Source organism: Actinopolymorpha cephalotaxi (assembly GCF_013408535.1).
GTDB classification, from domain to species: Bacteria; Actinomycetota; Actinomycetes; order Propionibacteriales; family Actinopolymorphaceae; genus Actinopolymorpha; species Actinopolymorpha cephalotaxi.
Genome location: NZ_JACBZA010000001.1, coordinates 5,400,336 through 5,416,858, shown reverse-complemented (window position 1 = coordinate 5,416,858; position 16,523 = coordinate 5,400,336). Strand labels below are relative to the sequence as shown.

General features: G+C 70.9%; 10 protein-coding genes. 6 read left to right on the top strand and 4 right to left on the bottom strand.

What is annotated here, in order from left to right; translation table 11 throughout:
• The first annotated feature begins 184 nt into the window (after positions 1 to 184).
• The 6 genes from FHR37_RS24040 (at position 185) to FHR37_RS24015 (ending at position 11,930) form a co-directional block, all read left to right on the top strand.
• Entirely contained in the window at positions 185 to 2,218 is a 2,034-nt protein-coding gene (locus FHR37_RS24040) for an ABC transporter substrate-binding protein (protein WP_092888939.1), read from the top strand.
• Between the two features lie 144 nt (positions 2,219 to 2,362).
• Positions 2,363 to 3,088 carry an ATP-binding cassette domain-containing protein gene (locus FHR37_RS24035; RefSeq protein WP_092888936.1) on the top strand — a complete coding sequence of 242 codons (726 nt, stop codon included), beginning with the start codon at positions 2,363 to 2,365 and terminating at the stop codon, positions 3,086 to 3,088.
• Positions 3,089 to 3,096: 8 nt separating this feature from the next.
• Positions 3,097 to 6,204 carry a hypothetical protein gene (locus FHR37_RS24030; protein WP_139239179.1) on the top strand — a complete coding sequence of 1,036 codons (3,108 nt, stop codon included), beginning with the start codon at positions 3,097 to 3,099 and terminating at the stop codon, positions 6,202 to 6,204.
• On the top strand, positions 6,201 to 9,278 hold the full coding sequence (locus FHR37_RS24025; protein ID WP_092888930.1) for a hypothetical protein: 3,078 nt from the start codon (positions 6,201 to 6,203) through the stop codon (positions 9,276 to 9,278). Before FHR37_RS24030 ends, FHR37_RS24025 begins: the two co-directional genes overlap by 4 nt.
• The gene (locus FHR37_RS24020) at positions 9,278 to 10,105 is read left to right on the top strand and encodes an ABC transporter ATP-binding protein (RefSeq protein WP_092888927.1); all 828 of its coding nucleotides are present in this window, start codon (positions 9,278 to 9,280) and stop codon (positions 10,103 to 10,105) included. Before FHR37_RS24025 ends, FHR37_RS24020 begins: the two co-directional genes overlap by 1 nt.
• Before the next feature lie 115 nt (positions 10,106 to 10,220).
• A complete protein-coding gene (locus FHR37_RS24015; RefSeq protein WP_179771022.1) occupies positions 10,221 to 11,930 on the top strand; it encodes an HNH endonuclease signature motif containing protein in 1,710 nt (569 codons plus the stop codon).
• A 30-nt stretch (positions 11,931 to 11,960) separates the two neighbouring features.
• Here the strand turns inward: FHR37_RS24015 and FHR37_RS24010 are convergent, their stop codons facing one another.
• From FHR37_RS24010 to FHR37_RS23995, 4 genes are all read right to left on the bottom strand, one after another.
• Entirely contained in the window at positions 11,961 to 12,740 is a 780-nt protein-coding gene (locus tag FHR37_RS24010; protein WP_092888921.1) for a phytanoyl-CoA dioxygenase family protein, read from the bottom strand.
• A 91-nt stretch (positions 12,741 to 12,831) separates the two neighbouring features.
• On the bottom strand, positions 12,832 to 13,632 hold the full coding sequence (locus FHR37_RS24005) for a sugar phosphate isomerase/epimerase family protein (RefSeq protein ID WP_092889078.1): 801 nt from the start codon (positions 13,630 to 13,632) through the stop codon (positions 12,832 to 12,834).
• Between the two features lie 59 nt (positions 13,633 to 13,691).
• Positions 13,692 to 14,135 (bottom strand): hypothetical protein, encoded by a 444-nt coding sequence (locus tag FHR37_RS24000; protein WP_175542789.1) that lies wholly within the window; start codon positions 14,133 to 14,135, stop codon positions 13,692 to 13,694.
• Positions 14,136 to 14,270: 135 nt separating this feature from the next.
• Positions 14,271 to 16,475, bottom strand: coding sequence for a serine hydrolase (locus FHR37_RS23995; RefSeq protein WP_139239177.1), 2,205 nt, complete (start codon positions 16,473 to 16,475; stop codon positions 14,271 to 14,273).
• Positions 16,476 to 16,523 lie beyond the last annotated feature (48 nt).

The window sequence follows — 16,523 nt, the reverse complement described above, 5'->3', positions numbered from 1 at the left end:
GGGTGTGAGACCTGGCGACCGGGGTGTGTTCGCGGCACACCCCGGTCGCCGTCTGGTTGCCGTGTGGTCGACGTGTGGTTGCCGAGGTCGGCCGCAAACGCCGTTCACCCTTTACACGCAGGTGTCGTACGGACACGATGGGCGCACGCCAGCGGGGGCCCCGACTCCGACGAGGAGCGTGCGCATGAGAACAGCCGGAACACCGAACCACCGGCCGGGCCGTACGCCGGAGCGGGCGTCTGGCGAAGCGCCGAGCAGACGCGACCTGTTCCGGTTCGGCCTCACCTCGGTCGCGGCGTTGTCCGTCGCCGGGTGCTCCGCGCTCTCGCTCAACCCGTCGGAGAAGAACGGTGGCAAGGGTTCCGGAGGCGGCGCGAAGGCCGGTACCGGACTCAAGGAAGCGCCGGCGCTGAGCGAACAGGTGAAGGCCGGAAAGCTTCCGCCGCGGGCGAAGCGGATGCCGGCCAAGCCGATGGCCATCAAGCCCACTGAGCCCGGCGGTGTGTACGGCGGCACCTGGAACACCATCCTCACCTCGGTGGACGCCGACCCGCACCTGGTCGGTTCGTTGTCGTACGAGCCGCTCGTGCGGTGGGACGTCGACCAGACCAAGATCTCGCCGAACGTCGCGGAGTCCTGGGAGATCGGCCAGGACGGCCGGGTCTACACGTTCAAGCTGCGCGCGGGCATGAAGTGGTCGGACGGAAAGCCCTACACCGCTGACGATCTGCTGTTCGGATACGAGGACGTGCTGAGCAACAAGGACCTCTATCCGGTGATGCCCGCGCAGTTCGCGCCGGACGGAAACCCGGCGAAGCTGGAGAAGGTCGACGCCACCACGGTGCGGTTCACCTTTCCCACCCCGCAGGGGCTGTTCCTGGACCAGGTGGCGTCCTCCGGCGGTGCCGTCCTGCACTGCCTGCCGAAGCACTACCTCAAGCAGTTCCACAAGAAGTACAACCCGGACGCGGACAAACTGGCGAAGGACGCGGGCCAGTCGGACTGGACGAAACTCTTTCTGAACAAGGGCGGCAACGGCCCGACGGAGTTCGGCTCCTGGCAGAACACCGAGCTGCCGGTCATCTACCCGTGGAAGTTGTCCTCGCAGTCCGGCAACCGGCTGGTGGTCGGCCGCAACCCGTACTACTGGAAGTCCGACACCGACGGACGGCAGCTTCCCTATCTCGACCGGGTCGTGTTCGACATCATCACCGACCCGCAGGTCAGCACGCTCAAGCTCAGCCAGGGCGACTACAGCCTGGTCACGCCCGGGCTGGTCACCCTGCAGAGCAAGCCGGTCTTCGCGGGCGGGCGGGAGAAGGGGAGCTTCCACTTCATCGCGATCGGTTCGTCGCGGATGAACGACGCGACGTTCCTGCTCAACCAGACGCACAAGGACCCGGCGATGCGGGAAGTCATGCGAAACAAGGACTTCCGCATCGGTCTGTCGTACGCCCTGGACCGCCAGGAGATCATCAAGGTCGTACTCCTGAACCAGGGTGAGCCGTGGCAGACCTCGCCCCGCAAGGAGTCCGGGCTCTATCTCCAGCAGCTCGCCAAGCAGTACACCCAGCACGACCCGGCGAAGGCGAACCAGCATCTGGACAAGGCCGGTTACCGGCAGCGCGACAGCAAGGGGTTCCGGCTGCGCCCGGACGGCAAACGACTGGGCTTCACCGTCGAGGTGCGTACGAACTTCAACCCGCTGTGGGCCGACGTCGCCCAGCTCGCGTCCGCCTACTGGAAGAAGGTCGGCGTCGACGTGCAGGTGAAGGTGGAGGACGCCACCCTGCTGTTCAACCGGGTCGACGCCAACAACCACGACGCGGTGATGGACGACGGCGACGGCGGCGACCTGCCGATGCTCAGCCCGGGATGGTACTTCCCGGTGGACGCCGGTGCGGCCTATGCGGTCGAGTGGGGCCGGTGGTACGCGACGAAGGGCGCGCAGGGGCAGAAGCCACCCGCCGGCCCGCTGCGGCAGATGCGGTTGTTCGACCAGATCAAGGTCACGCCCGACAAGCAGAAGCGCGACGAGCTCTTCATGCAGATCCTGCGGATCTCCCAGGAGGAGTTCTACGTGATCGGGACGGTGCTGCCCGAGGCGAGGTACAACGTCGTCCAGAACGCCCTGCACGGTGTGGGCGGGGAGATGATCGACGACTGCTGCGAGCCGGGCCCGTCCGCACCCGAGCAGTACTTCTGGAAGAAGACGTAGCGCGCGCCCTTTCCGGCCACCCGTTGTCCTGGTCAGGGCACCGCCGGGCATCGCGCAGGAGGCGGTATCCGGGGTAGCGTGCAGCACAGTTTCCCGGGGCGTGTTCGATCATGCCCTCAAGGCCCGAGGTGATGCGAGGAACCTTTGCGAACCGTCTCCGTGAACCGGCTGACCGCCGCGTACGACGTCGGCCCACCGGTCCTGCAGGACGTGACGGTGACCGTGGAGCCGGGCCGGATGCTGGCGGTGACCGGACGTTCGGGGGCGGGCAAGTCCACCTTGCTGTCCACCATCGCCGGCCTGCTGCGCCCCGCCGAGGGAACGATCAGTCTGGACGGCGAGCCGCTGGGTGACCGCGACCGCGCCGTCGCACAGGGTGTGGTGCTGGTGCCGCAGGACAACGGCCTGGCGACGTTCCTGACCGCCGGGGAGAACGTCGAGGTGGCGCTGCTGGCCAACGGCCGCGGCCCGGCGGACGCGCGCCGGCTCACCGTCGAGTGCCTCGCCGCGCTGGGGCTCGCCGGGCAGCGCGACCAGCTGGTGGAGGAACTCTCCGGCGGTCAGCAGCAGCGCACCGCGATCGCCCGTGGCCTCGCCCTGCGCGGAGACGTCCTCCTCGCCGACGAGGTGACCAGCGAGCTCGACGCGGTGTCCCGGCAGACCGTGATGGACCTGCTACGCAAGGAAGCCGACCGGGGAGCCGCGGTGGTGTTCGCGACCCACGACCCGGACGCCGCGGCCGTGTGCGACGCCGAGCTCCACCTGGTCGACGGACGTGCCGAGATCGTCCGGTCCGAACCCGTGCCGGACGCGACGGTGGGCCGGCCGAACTCCTCGGCCACCTCCACCTCCACGACGGCCAGGGCGTAGGCAACGACATGTGGGCAGTGCTTCGGGGCGCCCTGGCTGCCCGGCGTGGGCCGGCGATCGTCGTCACGTTGGTGGCGCTGCTCGCGGGTGCCGCGGTCACGGCCGCGCCCTTCTACGCCGTGAAGGCTCAGCAGCAGGTCGGGGTGGCCGCGGTCGGGAGCGCCCCGGTCGAGCAGCGGCTGATCCAGGTGAGCTGGCTGTCGGCCTGGCGCGGCACCAACGACACCGCCTCCGAAGCCGCCATGAAGGACGCCCGGAAGGCGTTCCGGCCGCCGGGGTTCGCCACCATCGACGGCGCGTTCGCACCGGGCGGCGTGCGCCGGGCGGGGGTGAAGAGCCCGGCGGCGGTGGTCAAGATCGCCTACCGCGACGACGTCTACCGCCACCTCACGGTCACCGGGTCCCGCCCCACCGCGGCCGGTCAGGTGGTACTCCCGGCGGCGTTCGCCGCTCAGCAGTCCCTGAAGGTCGGTGACGACCTCTCCCTCACCGGCGGGAAGAAGCCGGCCCGGGCCAAGCTGGTCGGCGTCTACCGCGTGATCGACCCCAGCGAGCCGTACTGGGCGGACGGCTACCTCGTCGGCCTCGGCTCCGACGACCGCAGCAAGCAGGCGACCGCGTTCACGGCCCCGGTGACGATGACCGGCTGGGAACAGACCACCTACACCTACGACCTGCTGGCCTCACCCGCGGCGTTCGCCACGATGAACACCGACGGGCTCGCCTCGCAGATCAACGCAGACCTGTCGACCCTCGGCCAGCAGGGGTTCTCCACCAGCATCACCGGCCTGGACGGCCTGCTCGACCGGATCTCCCAGGACCGGCGCAACGTCCTCGCCGGCGTGGGCGTCGGCGTGGTGGTGCTGTTGCTGCTCACGTGGTTCGCCCTGGCCGTGGTGGTCCGCGAGGCCGCGGTGCAGATCCGCGGCGACGTCGGCTGGTGGAGACTGCACGGCGCGCCGTCCGGCCGCGGCTGGGTGCTCGTCCTCGGGCAGAGCGTGGTGCCGCTGGTGGGCGGCGCGGTGGTGGGTGCCGGCGTGGGCTTCGCCGTCGGCCGCACCATGGCCGGGACGCTCGACGCCGCCGGCCAGCGTACGGCCCTGCTGTTGTCCCTGTTGCTGCTCGGGCTGACCCTGGTGGGCGGGCTGGTCGCGGTCGTGGCCGCGCAGGTCGGCACCCTGCTCACCCCGGCGCGCGACCTGCTGCGGCGGATCCCCGTCCGCCGTCCCGGCTGGCGGCGTTCGCTGGTGGACGTCGTGCTGGTCGGCCTGTCGGTGTACGGCGTCGTCCAGGCCGTCGTGGTCGGCGGCAGCGTGGAGGGCCTTCCGCTGCTCGCGCCCGCCCTGGTCGCGCTGGCGGTCGCACTGGTGGCCGCCTGGGGCGTGCCGCCGCTGGCCAACTCGCTCACCCTCCGCGCCCGCCAGGCCGGCCGCCCGGCGATGGCGCTGATCGCGGCGCTGACCGCGCGCCGGCCGGAGACGCACCGCCTGTTCGCCCTGGTGGTGGTGGCGATCGCCCTGGTCACCACCGCGTTCGTCGGCTGGGACACCACGTCCCGCACCCAGGTGCAGCGGGCCGCGCTGGAACTCGGCGCCGACCGGGTGCTCACCGTGGACGCCGACGACCCCGCACAGCTGATGGCCGCGGTGCGGGCCGCCGACCCGAGCGGGAAGTACGCCATGGCCGTCGTCGACCAGCCGGGGGAGAGCAGCGGCGACCCGTCGGTGCTGGCGATGGACACCACCCGGCTGTCGGTGGTGACCGGATGGCGCAAGGAGTACGGCGGTGAGCCGTCGGCGGTCGCCGCCGCGCTCCGGCCGTCCGCACCGCACCCGGTCACCCTGCGCACCGGCCGGCTCGTCGTCGACGCGTCCGGCCAGGACCCCGACGGTGAGCCGCTGCACCTGCGGGTCCGGATGCGTACCGCCAAGGACGGCAAGCCCGTCGACGCCATCGTCGGCCCGCTGACCGAAACGAGGAAGGCGTACTCCGCCGACGTGGCAAGCTGCGCGGCCGGCTGCCGGCTGGTCGGCGTCCAGGTGCTCGGCGACCGGCGGGCCGACGGTGCCACCGGTGACGTCGCCGACCCGACCGGCGTGGGGTACGAACCCGCGACGGCGGGCGCGCGGGTCGACCTGTATCCGGCGGGTGGTGGGAGTACGGCCGGGACCGCCGGTACGGGAGTCCGCGCCACCGGCGCGGCCGCCGAGCGGTCGTCGCTGCCGGCGGCGCTGATCGCCGCACCCGAACGCTGGCGGCCGGCGGTCGGCCCCCGCGACCTCGGCCCCACGATCGCCGCCGGGAAGGACAGCCTGCGCCTCACCGTCTCCCAGCCGCCGGAGAACGTCCCGCTCGACCGCAGCGACTGGGCGTTCGTCGCGGACACCCCGGTGCTGCTGCCCGCGCTCGTCGCCGGCTGGCGGCCCGACCCGGCCGAGGAGACCCGGCTCGTCCCGCTGCCCGGCGCGGCGGTGCCGGCCCAGATCGTCCGCACCGGCTCGCTCGTACCCCGCCACGACAAGACAGGCACGATCGTCGACCTCACCTACGCCGAGCGGCTGGTGCCGTTCCCGCTCGCGGGCTCGGGGTTCCCGCAGGTGTGGCTGTCCGCCGACGCACCCGCGTCGGTGGTGGCGGGCCTGCACGACCACGGGCTGACGACCCTGCGGGAGGAGTCCATGTCCACCCGACTGACCCAGCTGCGCGCGGAGGGAAGTGCGGTCGGCGTACGTTTCCAGGTCGCGGTCGCGCTGGTCGGCCTGCTGCTCGCGGCCGGTGCCGTCCTGATCGACGCCGCCCGCGAACGCCCCGGCCGGGCGGCCGAGCTGGCCGCCCTGCGCGCCCAGGGCGTCGACGCGCGCGCCATCCGAGCCGTCGGCTACGGCTCCCTCGGCACCCTCGTCGGCACGGCAGCGGTGATCGGGCTCGCCGCCGGAGTGGTGGGCGCCGCCGTCGACCGGATCCTGTACCCCGGCTTCGTCGACGGCTGGTCGGTGCTGCCCACCGTCGACACCCGCGGCTACCCCGTCCTGGCCGCCGCGCTGGCCGCCGTCGTCGTGCTGGGCACGGTCGTCGTCGCGTCCGGTTCCGCTCTCGTACGCCGGGCGCGGCCATGATCGCGGTCGTCTTCGCGCAGCTGGCCACCCGCTGGGGCCAGGCGCTGACCCTGTTCGTCCTGTCCATGGCGGCCACCCTCGCGGCGGTGTGCGTGCCCGCGTTCGCGGTGGCCATCGACCGGGCCGCCATCCGCAACGAGGTCGCCGTCGCCGACAACTCCGACCGCACGGTCTCGATGCCGCCGCTGTCGGTGGACTCGCCGAACCCGCGTACCGACGTGCTCGAGTCGGCCGACGGCCTGCAGACCTACACCGACGCGCGGTCCCGGCTGAAGGGCTTCACCCCGGTCACCACGGCGCAGGTCCACGTGCGCGGGATCGAACGCGGCCGTCCGAACGCCGAACCGCGAAGCCTGCTTGCCCGGGACGGCTTCTGCCGGCACGTGACGTTCAAACAGGGCCGGTGCCCGGTGGGCAGCAGGGAGGTCGCGCTGCCGGCCTCGCTGGTCCCCGAGGCCAAGGTGCACGCCGGTGACGAGGTGACACTCACCCCCGTACGCCGCAAGGACCAGACGTGGGAGCCGGACGGTCCGGCGGCCGCGCTCACCGTGGTCGGGGTGTTCGAGGCCGACCATCCGACGTCGGCGTACTGGTCGCTGGAGGACCCGCTCGGCCGGCTCGGACCGGCCGCGATCATGACCAACCGGGCGACCACCGGAAGCCTGCTGCACCGGCAGGAGACGCTCTACCTCGACTCGATCATGCCGACCGGCCTGCTCACCCCGGACAGCGTTCCGGCGGTCCGTTCACACCTCGACGCGGCCGAACGCCGGCTCGTCCAGGACGACCCGTACGGCGGCGGTCTGCTGTCCACCCTGCCGTCCCTGCTGGATCGGATCGAGGCGCACGGCACGCATGCCCGCGCGCTGCTGCCGATCGCCGCGGCGCCGCTGATCGCCCTGTGCTGGTTCGTCATCCATCTCGCCGTCGGGCACGGCGTGTGGGGGCGCCGCCAGGAGATCGGCGCGGTCGCGCTGCGGGGTGCCCGGTGGCCGACGCGGGCGCTCGCCATGTCCGCCGAGAGCCTGCTGCCGTTGCTGGCCGGCGTCCCCGTCGGGCTGCTGATCACCGGGGTGCTCGTCACCGCGACCGTGTCGGGGGAGGCGGGGAGGACCGGCCTGGTGGGCGTCGACCGGGCCCAGCTGATCGCGGCCGGGGTCGCCGCCGCCGGGACGATCGTTGCCGCCCTGCTCGCCCTGCGCCGGGAGCTTTCCGCGCCGGTCGGCGCGCTGCTGCGCCAGGTTCCGTCCCGCTCCCGCCGCGTGGTCGTGGCGGCGGTGGAGGTGGTCGTGGTCGCGCTCGGCGTCGTGGTCGTGGCCGAGACGCGCTCCCTCGGCGGGTCGTCGCTGGTCGGGGTGATGGTCGCCGCTCCGGTCGTGGTCGTGCTCGCGGTGGCGATGCTGGTGTCGCTGGGAGTCCGGCCGCTGATCGGCATGGCCGGCCGGTGGTCGCTGCGCCGGGGGCGGATCGGCCCGGCGGTGGCGGCGTTCTACCTCGCCCGCCGGCCTGGTTCGGTGCAGCTGCTGGTCGTGCTCGCCCTGGCGTTCGGCACCTTCGGCTTCGCCGTGACGACGACGGACGTGGCCGCGCAGGGACGGCAGGCGACGGCCGAGCAACTGCTCGGGGCCGAACGGGTTCTGGAGGTGCAGGACGTCGACCGGACCGAACTCCTGCGCGCGGTGCGGACCGCAGACCCGACCGGTCGGCACGCGATGGCGGTGGTCTCCGCACCGAGCGGGGACGGCTCCCAGCCTCCGGTCCTCGGCGTCGACGCCACCAGGCTGGCGAAGGTCGGCCGCTGGCCGGAGGGTTCCGGCAGCGGCGACGGGCCCAGCCCGGCGAAGCTCGCGAGCCTGTTGCGCCCGCCCGCGCCGGAGACGATCTTCGTGGGCGACGGCGAGTTGACAGTACGACTGGAGCCGGACCCGTTCACCGCCGACAAGACCCTCTCCGCCACGGTGCTGCTGCGGACGGCCCGCAACGACCAGGTGGCGGTGAAGTTCGGTCCGGTGTCCGCCGGACAGCCGATCTACCGTGCCCAGGTCAGCGAATGCCAGGACAAGTGCCGGTTGACAGGGGTCAGCATCAGCACCACCGCCGTGGGTGCGCAGCGGATCGGCGTCAACCTCGCCGCCCTGCGGCTGAACGGGAAGGACGTCCTGACCCGGGCCGAGCTCGCCGACCCCCGCCGCTGGCGCACGTCCGAAAGCGGACCGGTCACCGACCAGCTGCGCATCATCGGCGACGAGGACGGCCTGCTGATGACCCAGTCGTCGCCGCGGTCCGGCCACGACTACGTACTCCGCGCGGTCGACGTGCCGTACCCGCTGCCCGCGATCACCGCCGGCACCATGCCCGGCAAGCAGCTGACCAACATCGACGGCGAGCCGGTCGACTTCGTGGCGAAGGCGAAGGTGGCGACCCTGCCGGGCGTGGGTGCCAAGGGCGCGCTGATCGACCTCACCTATGCCGAACGCCTGACCGCGGAGCCCGGCTTCGCCACCACACCACAGGTCTGGCTGGCGCCCGGCACTCCGAACCAGGTCGTCGACCGGCTGCGCAAGGAGGGGTTGGCGATCGTCACCGACCGGACGGTCGGCGAGGTGCGCGACTCGCTGGAGAAGTCCGGTGCGGCGATGGCGCTGCACGCCTACCAGCTCGCGGCCGGGGTGACCGTCCTCGTCGGGCTCGGCGCACTCGCCCTGGTGGTGGCCGTCGACCGCCGGACCTGGAACCCCGGCATGCGCGCACTCCGCGTACAGGGTGCGCGTGAACGCATGACGACGGGTGCGGCACTGTGGTCGTACGGCGGGATCGTGGTGACCAGCGCGGTCACGGGCGCGATCGCCGCGGCCGTGGCATGGTTTGCCACCAGCAGACGGCTGCCACTCGGTGTCGACGCGTCACTGCTCGCGAACTGGCCGCGATGGCCGCACGTCGCGGCGCTCGAACTGCTGGTGGTGGGAGTACTCGTCGTGGGTGCGGTCGCCGGCGGCTGGTGGCAGCGCCGCCTGGTCGAGGGACGCCTGGTCGAAGGTCGGCTGGTCGAGGGACGGCAGGAGGCGGGTGGCTGATGGGCTTGGCGGTGGCATGCCGAAGAGTCGTGCACATCTACCGGATCGAGGGCTCCGACGTCGTCGCGCTGTCCGGTGTCGACCTGTCGATCAACTCCGGTGAGATGGTGGCGCTGGTCGGCCCGTCCGGGTCCGGCAAGTCGACGCTGATCTCCTTGCTGTCCGGGCTGATGCGGCCGTCGGCGGGGCGGATCGTCGTCGGTGGGTACGACATCGGGAAGCTGAGCGACGCGGAGCTGAACCGGCTGCGCGGCACCGAGATCGGCGTCGTGCTGCAGGGCTCCGCGCGCAACCTTCTGCCGTACGCCAGTCTGGTGCGCAACGTCTGGCTCGCCCAGCGCAGAGCCGCCGCCACCAAGGGGATCGAACTCTCCGAACCCGAGCAGATCCTCGACCTGGTGGGGCTTTCGGCGATGGCCAGGTCGAAGCCGCCCGAGCTCACCCGCGGAGAACAACAGCGTGCCGCCCTGGCCGTCGGCATCGCCGCCGGACCCGGACTGCTGCTCGTGGACGAGCCGACCAGCCAGCTCGACACCTCCGGCCGCGACGAGGTGGTGGCCGCGCTGAAGTCGGTGAACGCCCTGCGCGACACCACGGTGGTCGTCGTCACCCACGACCCGGAGGTGGGCACCCAGCTCGGCCGGGTCGTCACCATCCGGGACGGCCGCGTCGGAGCGGAGGGTCGCGACGGTCAGGACTTCGCCGTCGTCGCCGGTGACGGCACCGTTCAGTTGCCGCCGGAGACACTCGGCGAGTTCCCACCCGGGACGCTCTTCCTGGTCGACCACGAAGAGGGTGTCGTACGCCTGCACTCCGACGGCGACTGACGTCCTGCGAGTGCTCTTGCCGAATGCCACTAGGCACTGAATTCCCTTTGTATCAAGGGGAATCCCGCCTTGTGGGCTAACCGGGCTTGTCGGTGGTGCCCGATACGATTCGATCATGTCTTCGAGTGAGTGGGGTGCCTGGACCGGTGGTGATGCCGCCGGCCGGATCCTGGCTGCGCTCGATCGGGTCGACGCGCCGCTGGACGAGGCGTGGGTGGCCCCGAAGGGTGGCCTGAAGCCGGAGGAGCTCGCGGCGGTGATCGCTGCGGCGCGGGCGAAGAAGGCCCGCCTGGAGGCCCTGGAGCTGGACCTGGTGGCGCTGGCGGAGGCCTGTGACATCGGGAGGCTGACCGGTTCCCCGAACGCGACGGTGTATCTGCGGACCGCGCAGCGGCTGGGCCAGCGGGAGGCGTCCGCGGTGGTGGGGTTGGCCCGTGACCTGGGCAAGGTGGCGCGGCTGACGTTGGAGGCGATGGCCGCCGGGGCGGTGTCGGCCCAGCAGGCGAAGGTGATCGCCGAAGCACTGAAGAAACTCCCCGAATATGTAGATGCGGATGAACGGCACCGGGCGGAGGAGTTCCTGATCGAGAAGGCCGGCTTCGCCAACCCCGACGAACTCCGCAGGATGGGCGAGTCGCTGCTGGAACGCATCGCGCCCGAAGAGGCCGAACGGCTGGAGGGGGAAGAACTGGCGAAGAAGGACCGCAAGGCCGAACAGAAACGGTCCCTGCGGTACATGCCCAACGGGATACCCCAGTCGGAGACGGTGCGGATCACTTTGCCGTCGTGGGAGATGGAACTCTTCCGCAAGCTCATCGAGCCGTTGGCGGTGCCGGTGAAGGGTGCTGAGCCTGACACCCGCCCGATCGACCAGCGGCGAGGAGACGCGTTCGCCGAAACCCTCGGCCTGCTCGCCGCCGCCACCACCGCACCCGTACGCGGCGGCAGACCACCCCAGGTCACGGTCACCATCCCGATCGACACCCTCCTGACCGGCACCGGTGCCGGGACGATCGACGACACCGCCACCCCCGTACGCCCCCGGCCCTGCACCTGTCCCTGCACCGACCCCAAGTACGGCACCACCAAGGACACCGGCAACACCAAGGACACCGGCAACACCCGGAACGCCAAGAACGCCAGACAGGCCCGTACGGACGGGGAACCGACACCGGAGGAAGCAGCAGGCCAGGAACAAGCCCGGGCAACTCAACCAGGTATGGGGAAACGGCCACCATCGGGTACCGGCTCACCCACGGACGGGATACCACCACCGCGAACACCCGGCCAACCCCCACAACCGAACACCGACCCCGGAACCGAGGAGGACGACGCCGAACCCCACGGTGCGGTGGGGCTGAAGGACGCCATCGACCCGCACGACGGGTGCCCCAAGTGCGGAGGCGGCGGATCAGCCCGCTACCTCGGCACCGACGGCAAACCCATCTCGGCGGCGACCGTGCGCCGGTTTGCGTGCGAGGCCGACCTCATCCCCGTCGTCCTCGCAGGAGACGGGCAGGTGCTCGACCTCGGCCGCTCAGACCGCTTCTTCAGGGAACACCAGCGACGAGCACTCGCGATCCGCGACGGCAGCCACTGCCACTTCCCCGGCTGCAACATCCCCGAACCACGCTGCATCACCCACCACATGACCGCCTGGGACCACAGTGGCCCGACCGACCTGAACAACGGCGTGCTGTTGTGCCGCTTCCACCACGTCACCGTCCACCACAAAGGCTGGCAAGTCCGCATGGGCGCACACGGCCACCCCGAGTACGTACCCCCGGAGTGGGTGGACCCGCGGCGACGCGTCCTCCGGCCCTGAGCGAGTCGAACGGAAGTTGGTCACTGCCACTCAGTCGAAGGGCGGTGGCTCGTACCCCGCCCCATACGGCGCATCGGGCCGCTCGAACTCGCCCATCAGCGCCCGGCGCATCGGCGTCGTTCGTTCCAGGAAGTCGGCGGAGTTCGTGAGCCGGTCGGCCGGGCGTACCCACGGCGGGCTGTAGACGTAGTGCGCCGTGTAGCGGTCACGGTCTCCGTCGTGGCGGTACGTCCGGTGCCAGACTCCGTTGTGGAACAGCAGGACCGACCCGATCGGCGCGCAGATGACGTGTCCGATCGGTACATCCCCACGAGCCGCGCGGATGTCGGCGGGCAACGGCACCGTGCTGCGGTGGCTGCCGGGGATCAGCTCCATGTTGCCCGTGCCCGGCCGCGTCTGGTCGGTCAGCAGGAACGACGCCCGCAACTGGATCAGCGGCACCGGATAGCCGAGCTTGCCGAAGTCGTACGCACCCGAACCGTCCTGGTGCCAGCCACCCGTCCTGCCGTGTGCGGGTTGCATGGTGTTCCAGCTCGACTGCAGGACGAACCGGTCACCGAACAGCCCACGTACCTTCGGGAGTACGGCCGGATGGTCGATCAGTCGTTCCAGGCTGGACTCGGTCTCATAGCCCCGGCCGAGCTGACCGAACTCCTTGTCCCGTGCGGCGTGCAGCCGCTCCGACGCGTCGTAGCACTCCTCGGCTTCCTCCGCGGTCAGTACGTCGGGGATCACCAGGTAACCCCACGACTCGAACACGAACCGGTCCAGCTCGGTGAACGCTCCCGGCGCCACCTCGGGATTCAGCATTGTCCGGAGCTCCTTGCCCAGAAGGGATCTGGCGAGGTTGGGATACAGCGAACTTTGGAAGTACAGCGACCACCTGCGATCTGGCGAGGACTCAGCCGAAGACGCCGGTGGCGATGGCGTGCTCCTCCTCCAGGCGGTCCCACTCGTTGTCGTCGGCACCGTCGTAGACGAGGGCGAGCGGCCCGCTGTAGTCGGCCTGGCGGAGTGCCTGCAGTGACCGGGTGAAGTCCTCCCGGTCGGGACCGTCGGCGTCGAAGCGGCACTTGGCGTGGCAGGTCTCGCTGCGCGATGCGACGGCGGCGAGCTGGTCGTACTTGTCCGGGCCGGTCCAGTTGCCGAGGTCCACGAGCAGACCCACCTGACCGTCCGCGGCGTCCAGGATCGCGTGCACCTCGTCGGCGCCGGCGGTGAGCGCGAACCAGTTCTCGGTGACGACGCGGATCTCCGGGTGGTCTCCGGCCAGTTTGCCCAGCCGGCGGCCGCTGTCCTCCAGCCGGGACGGGTTCGGCGACTGCTTGCCGGCGATGACCCGCGCTCGGCGCGCGCCGAGCGTGGTGGACACGTCGAGCCAGCCGTCGATCCAGGCCTGGTGGGTGTCCGCGTCGGCCGGGTGGGTGAGGTCGCCGTCGTCGACGAGTACGGCGTCCAGGGTGACGCCCTCGGACTCCAGCGCCGACCGGAGTTCGCCCAGGTAGCCGGACTCGCGGCTGGGAAGGTGGAAGTGGCACAACTGGACCGTGTCGTAGCCACGGCGCCGCAGCTCCGCCGGCAGGTCGAGCAACGCCATCCCGGCGCCGGGCTTCGCGAAGGTGCCGGCGCCGCCGTCGGCCTGGTCGCCGGACATGTACGAGCCGAGGGTGCGGTGCAGGGACCAGCTGGAAACAGATTTCACGGCTTCCACTCTGGCGGCGCCGCCTTGCGATGAGGTGGGACCTGTCCTCAACCGGCCGCTCAGATGTTCGCGGACTTGCGCAGTTTGCGAACGCGGCGCCCGGCGTTCTTGCGTACCTTCCTGGCGCTCTTGGCCGTTCCCTCGAGTTGGTCGCCGGCCTTCCTGCCCGCCTTGCGGAGGCCCTTCCGAGCGCCCTCGACCTGGTCGCCGGTGTGGCCACGCGTTTTCCGGAAGCGCTTCTTGACGCCCTTGATCTCGCTGCCGGCGTCCTTGCGTACCTTCTTGGTCTTGCGCCGCCACAGCTTGTGCAGGCCGTGCTGCACCTCCTGCGGGCGGGGGAGCAACATCTTGGCGCCCTTGCCGTACAGCCGCACCGCGAACATCGCCAGTGGAATCCCCAACGGGAGCAGCACGACGGTCACGCAGCAGACGAGGGAAACGATCATGAGGACGGTGGCGAGCAGGAACACCCCTGCGGCACCGAATCCTCGCGTCACTCTCACGGCAGAACACCTCCTTGACTCCCCCAGAGCGGCCACCATACGCCGAACGGCCGCTTAGGTCCTGGTGGCCGGAATCCGTCGGAGGCAGGTGGGACATACCGCCCAGGAAGGTCACTGATCAGCTGGCGTGGCCGATCAGCTCGCGTCGTCGAGGTGGAGGGCGATGTTGGCGTACGTGGGCCGATCACCGGTCAGGTCCAGCGCCTCGCCCATCGAGCAGAAGTACAGCCCGGGCCGGTGCTCGGTGAGCCGCAGAGCGCGGAAGTCGAAATGCCCGGGCTCGCCGTCACCCGCGAGGGCGGCGCCGTCACCGGATCGCCGCAGCCGCAGCGTTCCGGCTCGCGCGCCCATGTAGTCGACGCCGTACGAAGCCACGCTGGCGTCGTCACCGAGAGACGGCGCGTCGTTGCGGTAGTAGGTGGCGCCGTCGTCGGCGCTGACGAGGTAGTCGTGTCCGGGCCCGCCGTCGTGGCCGAGCAGCCGGAACCGTTGGTAGCCGTCGTCCTCGGCCACGAGTTCGTTCGGGCCGATCACTCGCAGCGGCTGCCGGGTTTCCGCGCGTTCCAAGGAAACCCTGTCCCCGTCGACGTTGATCCGGACGACGCTGAAGCCGCGCCCGACGTACTCGCCGGCCATCGTCGCCAGCGCCTTGCGGTCGACCCCGGTCGCCGCGGGAGGAAGTGCCGGGACGTACGAATCACTGCCGGCGAGGTCGGCCAGCAGGTCGGCGGCCAGGTGCGTCTTCAGCGATTGGTCGGTGTTGGTGAGCATCACCACCCCGACACCGGCGGCCGGGTCCCAGGCCATGGCGGACTGGAAGCCGAAGCCGCCGCCGCCGTGGTTGAGGACCCGGCGGCCGTTCCAGCGGCTGACCTGAACACCGAGCCCGTACCCGAATCGCTGCCCTGGCAGGGGTTTCGGGATCTCGTACATCTCCTCCAGCAGGTCCGGACGCAGCACGCCCTGCCCGCCGGTGAGGTGAAAGCCCAAGTAACGCAGGGCGTCGTCGACATTCGTGTACGCACCACCAGCGCCGACCATCGGCACCCGCACCGGGACCCGGCTGCCGACGGTGGAGTGTCCGACCGCCCGGTCGGGGTCGCGCGCGATCACCTCGTGGTCGAGGCTGGTGCGGTGCAGTCCCAACGGCTGCAGGATTTCCGTGCGTACGAACTCGTGGAACGCCAGCCCGGTGACCCGCTGCACGACCAGCGCCGCGAGGTCGATGCCGAGGTTGGAGTACTCGTAGTGGTGCCCGACCGGAAACCGCAGCCAGGTGTCGCGGATGCTTCGGCAGTGCTCCTCGAACGAGGTGTCGCGGTCGTCGAAGTTGCTGCCCAGCGGCGCCTCGTGGGTGAAGCCCGCGGTGTGGGAGAGCAGGTGTCGCAACGTCATCCGCTGCTGGGGTTGGGATTCCCAGCGGCTGTGCACGGTGAAGTCGGGAAGGTACGCCGTGACCGGAGTGTCGAGGTCGACCAGCCCGCGCTGGACGGCGAGCATCACCGCGGTCGCGGTGTACATCTTCGTGCCCGACTGGATGCTGAACACCGTCTCGGTGGACACGGGCTCACCCCCGCCGCGGGCGCGGACGCCGAACCCGGCCGACCACCGGATGCCCGACCGGTCACAGATGCCGACCGCCATGCCGGGTATGTCCTTCTCGGCGAGCAGTCGCGGGATCTCCTCGCTCAGCCGCCGCGCCACCGCATCGACCGCGGCATCGTCCGCGGCCTCGGTGTTCGCCGGTCCGGACAGCCGGTCGGCCAGCACCTCCCGCGCGATCGGTGACAGGTCCTTGCGGCCGATCTCGTCCCGGGCCACGAAGACCATCGCCTGGCCTTCGCCGAGCACGATGTCGTCGTCGGTGGCGTCGGTGGTACCCGCGAACACGTGATACCGAACCGACCTCGGGCCGTGGAACTGCCGCTCGATCACGCGTACCAGCGACAACGTGGCGCACCGGAGCCCGGTCTCCTCCAGTAGCTCCCGGTGTACGGCGGCCTCGGGGTCCTCGCCGGGCTCGATCATGCCGCCGGGAACGGTCCACCGGCCGGGATCGGTCGGCGCGTCGTCGGTCCGGTGCTGCATCACGGTCCGCCCACACCGGTCGGTCAGTATCACCAACGCCACCTCGACCCGTCCCATGATGATCACCCTAGCCGCGACGATGCGCCGTCGGTTCGAGGTCGGCTCAGGATGGACGGATGGTTGGGCCGGCCCGGCCCGGGTCACGCCCAGCGGGCTCGGCTCAGCTGGTGGTGTAGAACGACTGCGGGTGAACGGGTCGACCAGGACCAGAACGGCAATGAACGCCTGGATGTAGATCTCAGCGGTCTGCACGTCCGGGATCCTGCTCCTGCCGCCGTCCGGCGAAGCGGGTCGAACAGA

What these genes read in the sequence shown, in the direction of transcription:
- FHR37_RS24015 (WP_179771022.1), top strand. Translation starts at nt 10,221, where the DNA reads ATGTCTTCGAGTGAGTGGGGTGCCTGGACCGGTGGTGATGCCGCCGGC.
- FHR37_RS24030 (WP_139239179.1), top strand. Translation starts at nt 3,097, where the DNA reads ATGTGGGCAGTGCTTCGGGGCGCCCTGGCTGCCCGGCGTGGGCCGGCG.
- FHR37_RS24040 (WP_092888939.1), top strand. Translation starts at nt 185, where the DNA reads ATGAGAACAGCCGGAACACCGAACCACCGGCCGGGCCGTACGCCGGAG.
- FHR37_RS24010 (WP_092888921.1), bottom strand. Translation starts at nt 12,740, where the DNA reads ATGCTGAATCCCGAGGTGGCGCCGGGAGCGTTCACCGAGCTGGACCGG.
- FHR37_RS24020 (WP_092888927.1), top strand. Translation starts at nt 9,278, where the DNA reads ATGGGCTTGGCGGTGGCATGCCGAAGAGTCGTGCACATCTACCGGATC.
- FHR37_RS24025 (WP_092888930.1), top strand. Translation starts at nt 6,201, where the DNA reads ATGATCGCGGTCGTCTTCGCGCAGCTGGCCACCCGCTGGGGCCAGGCG.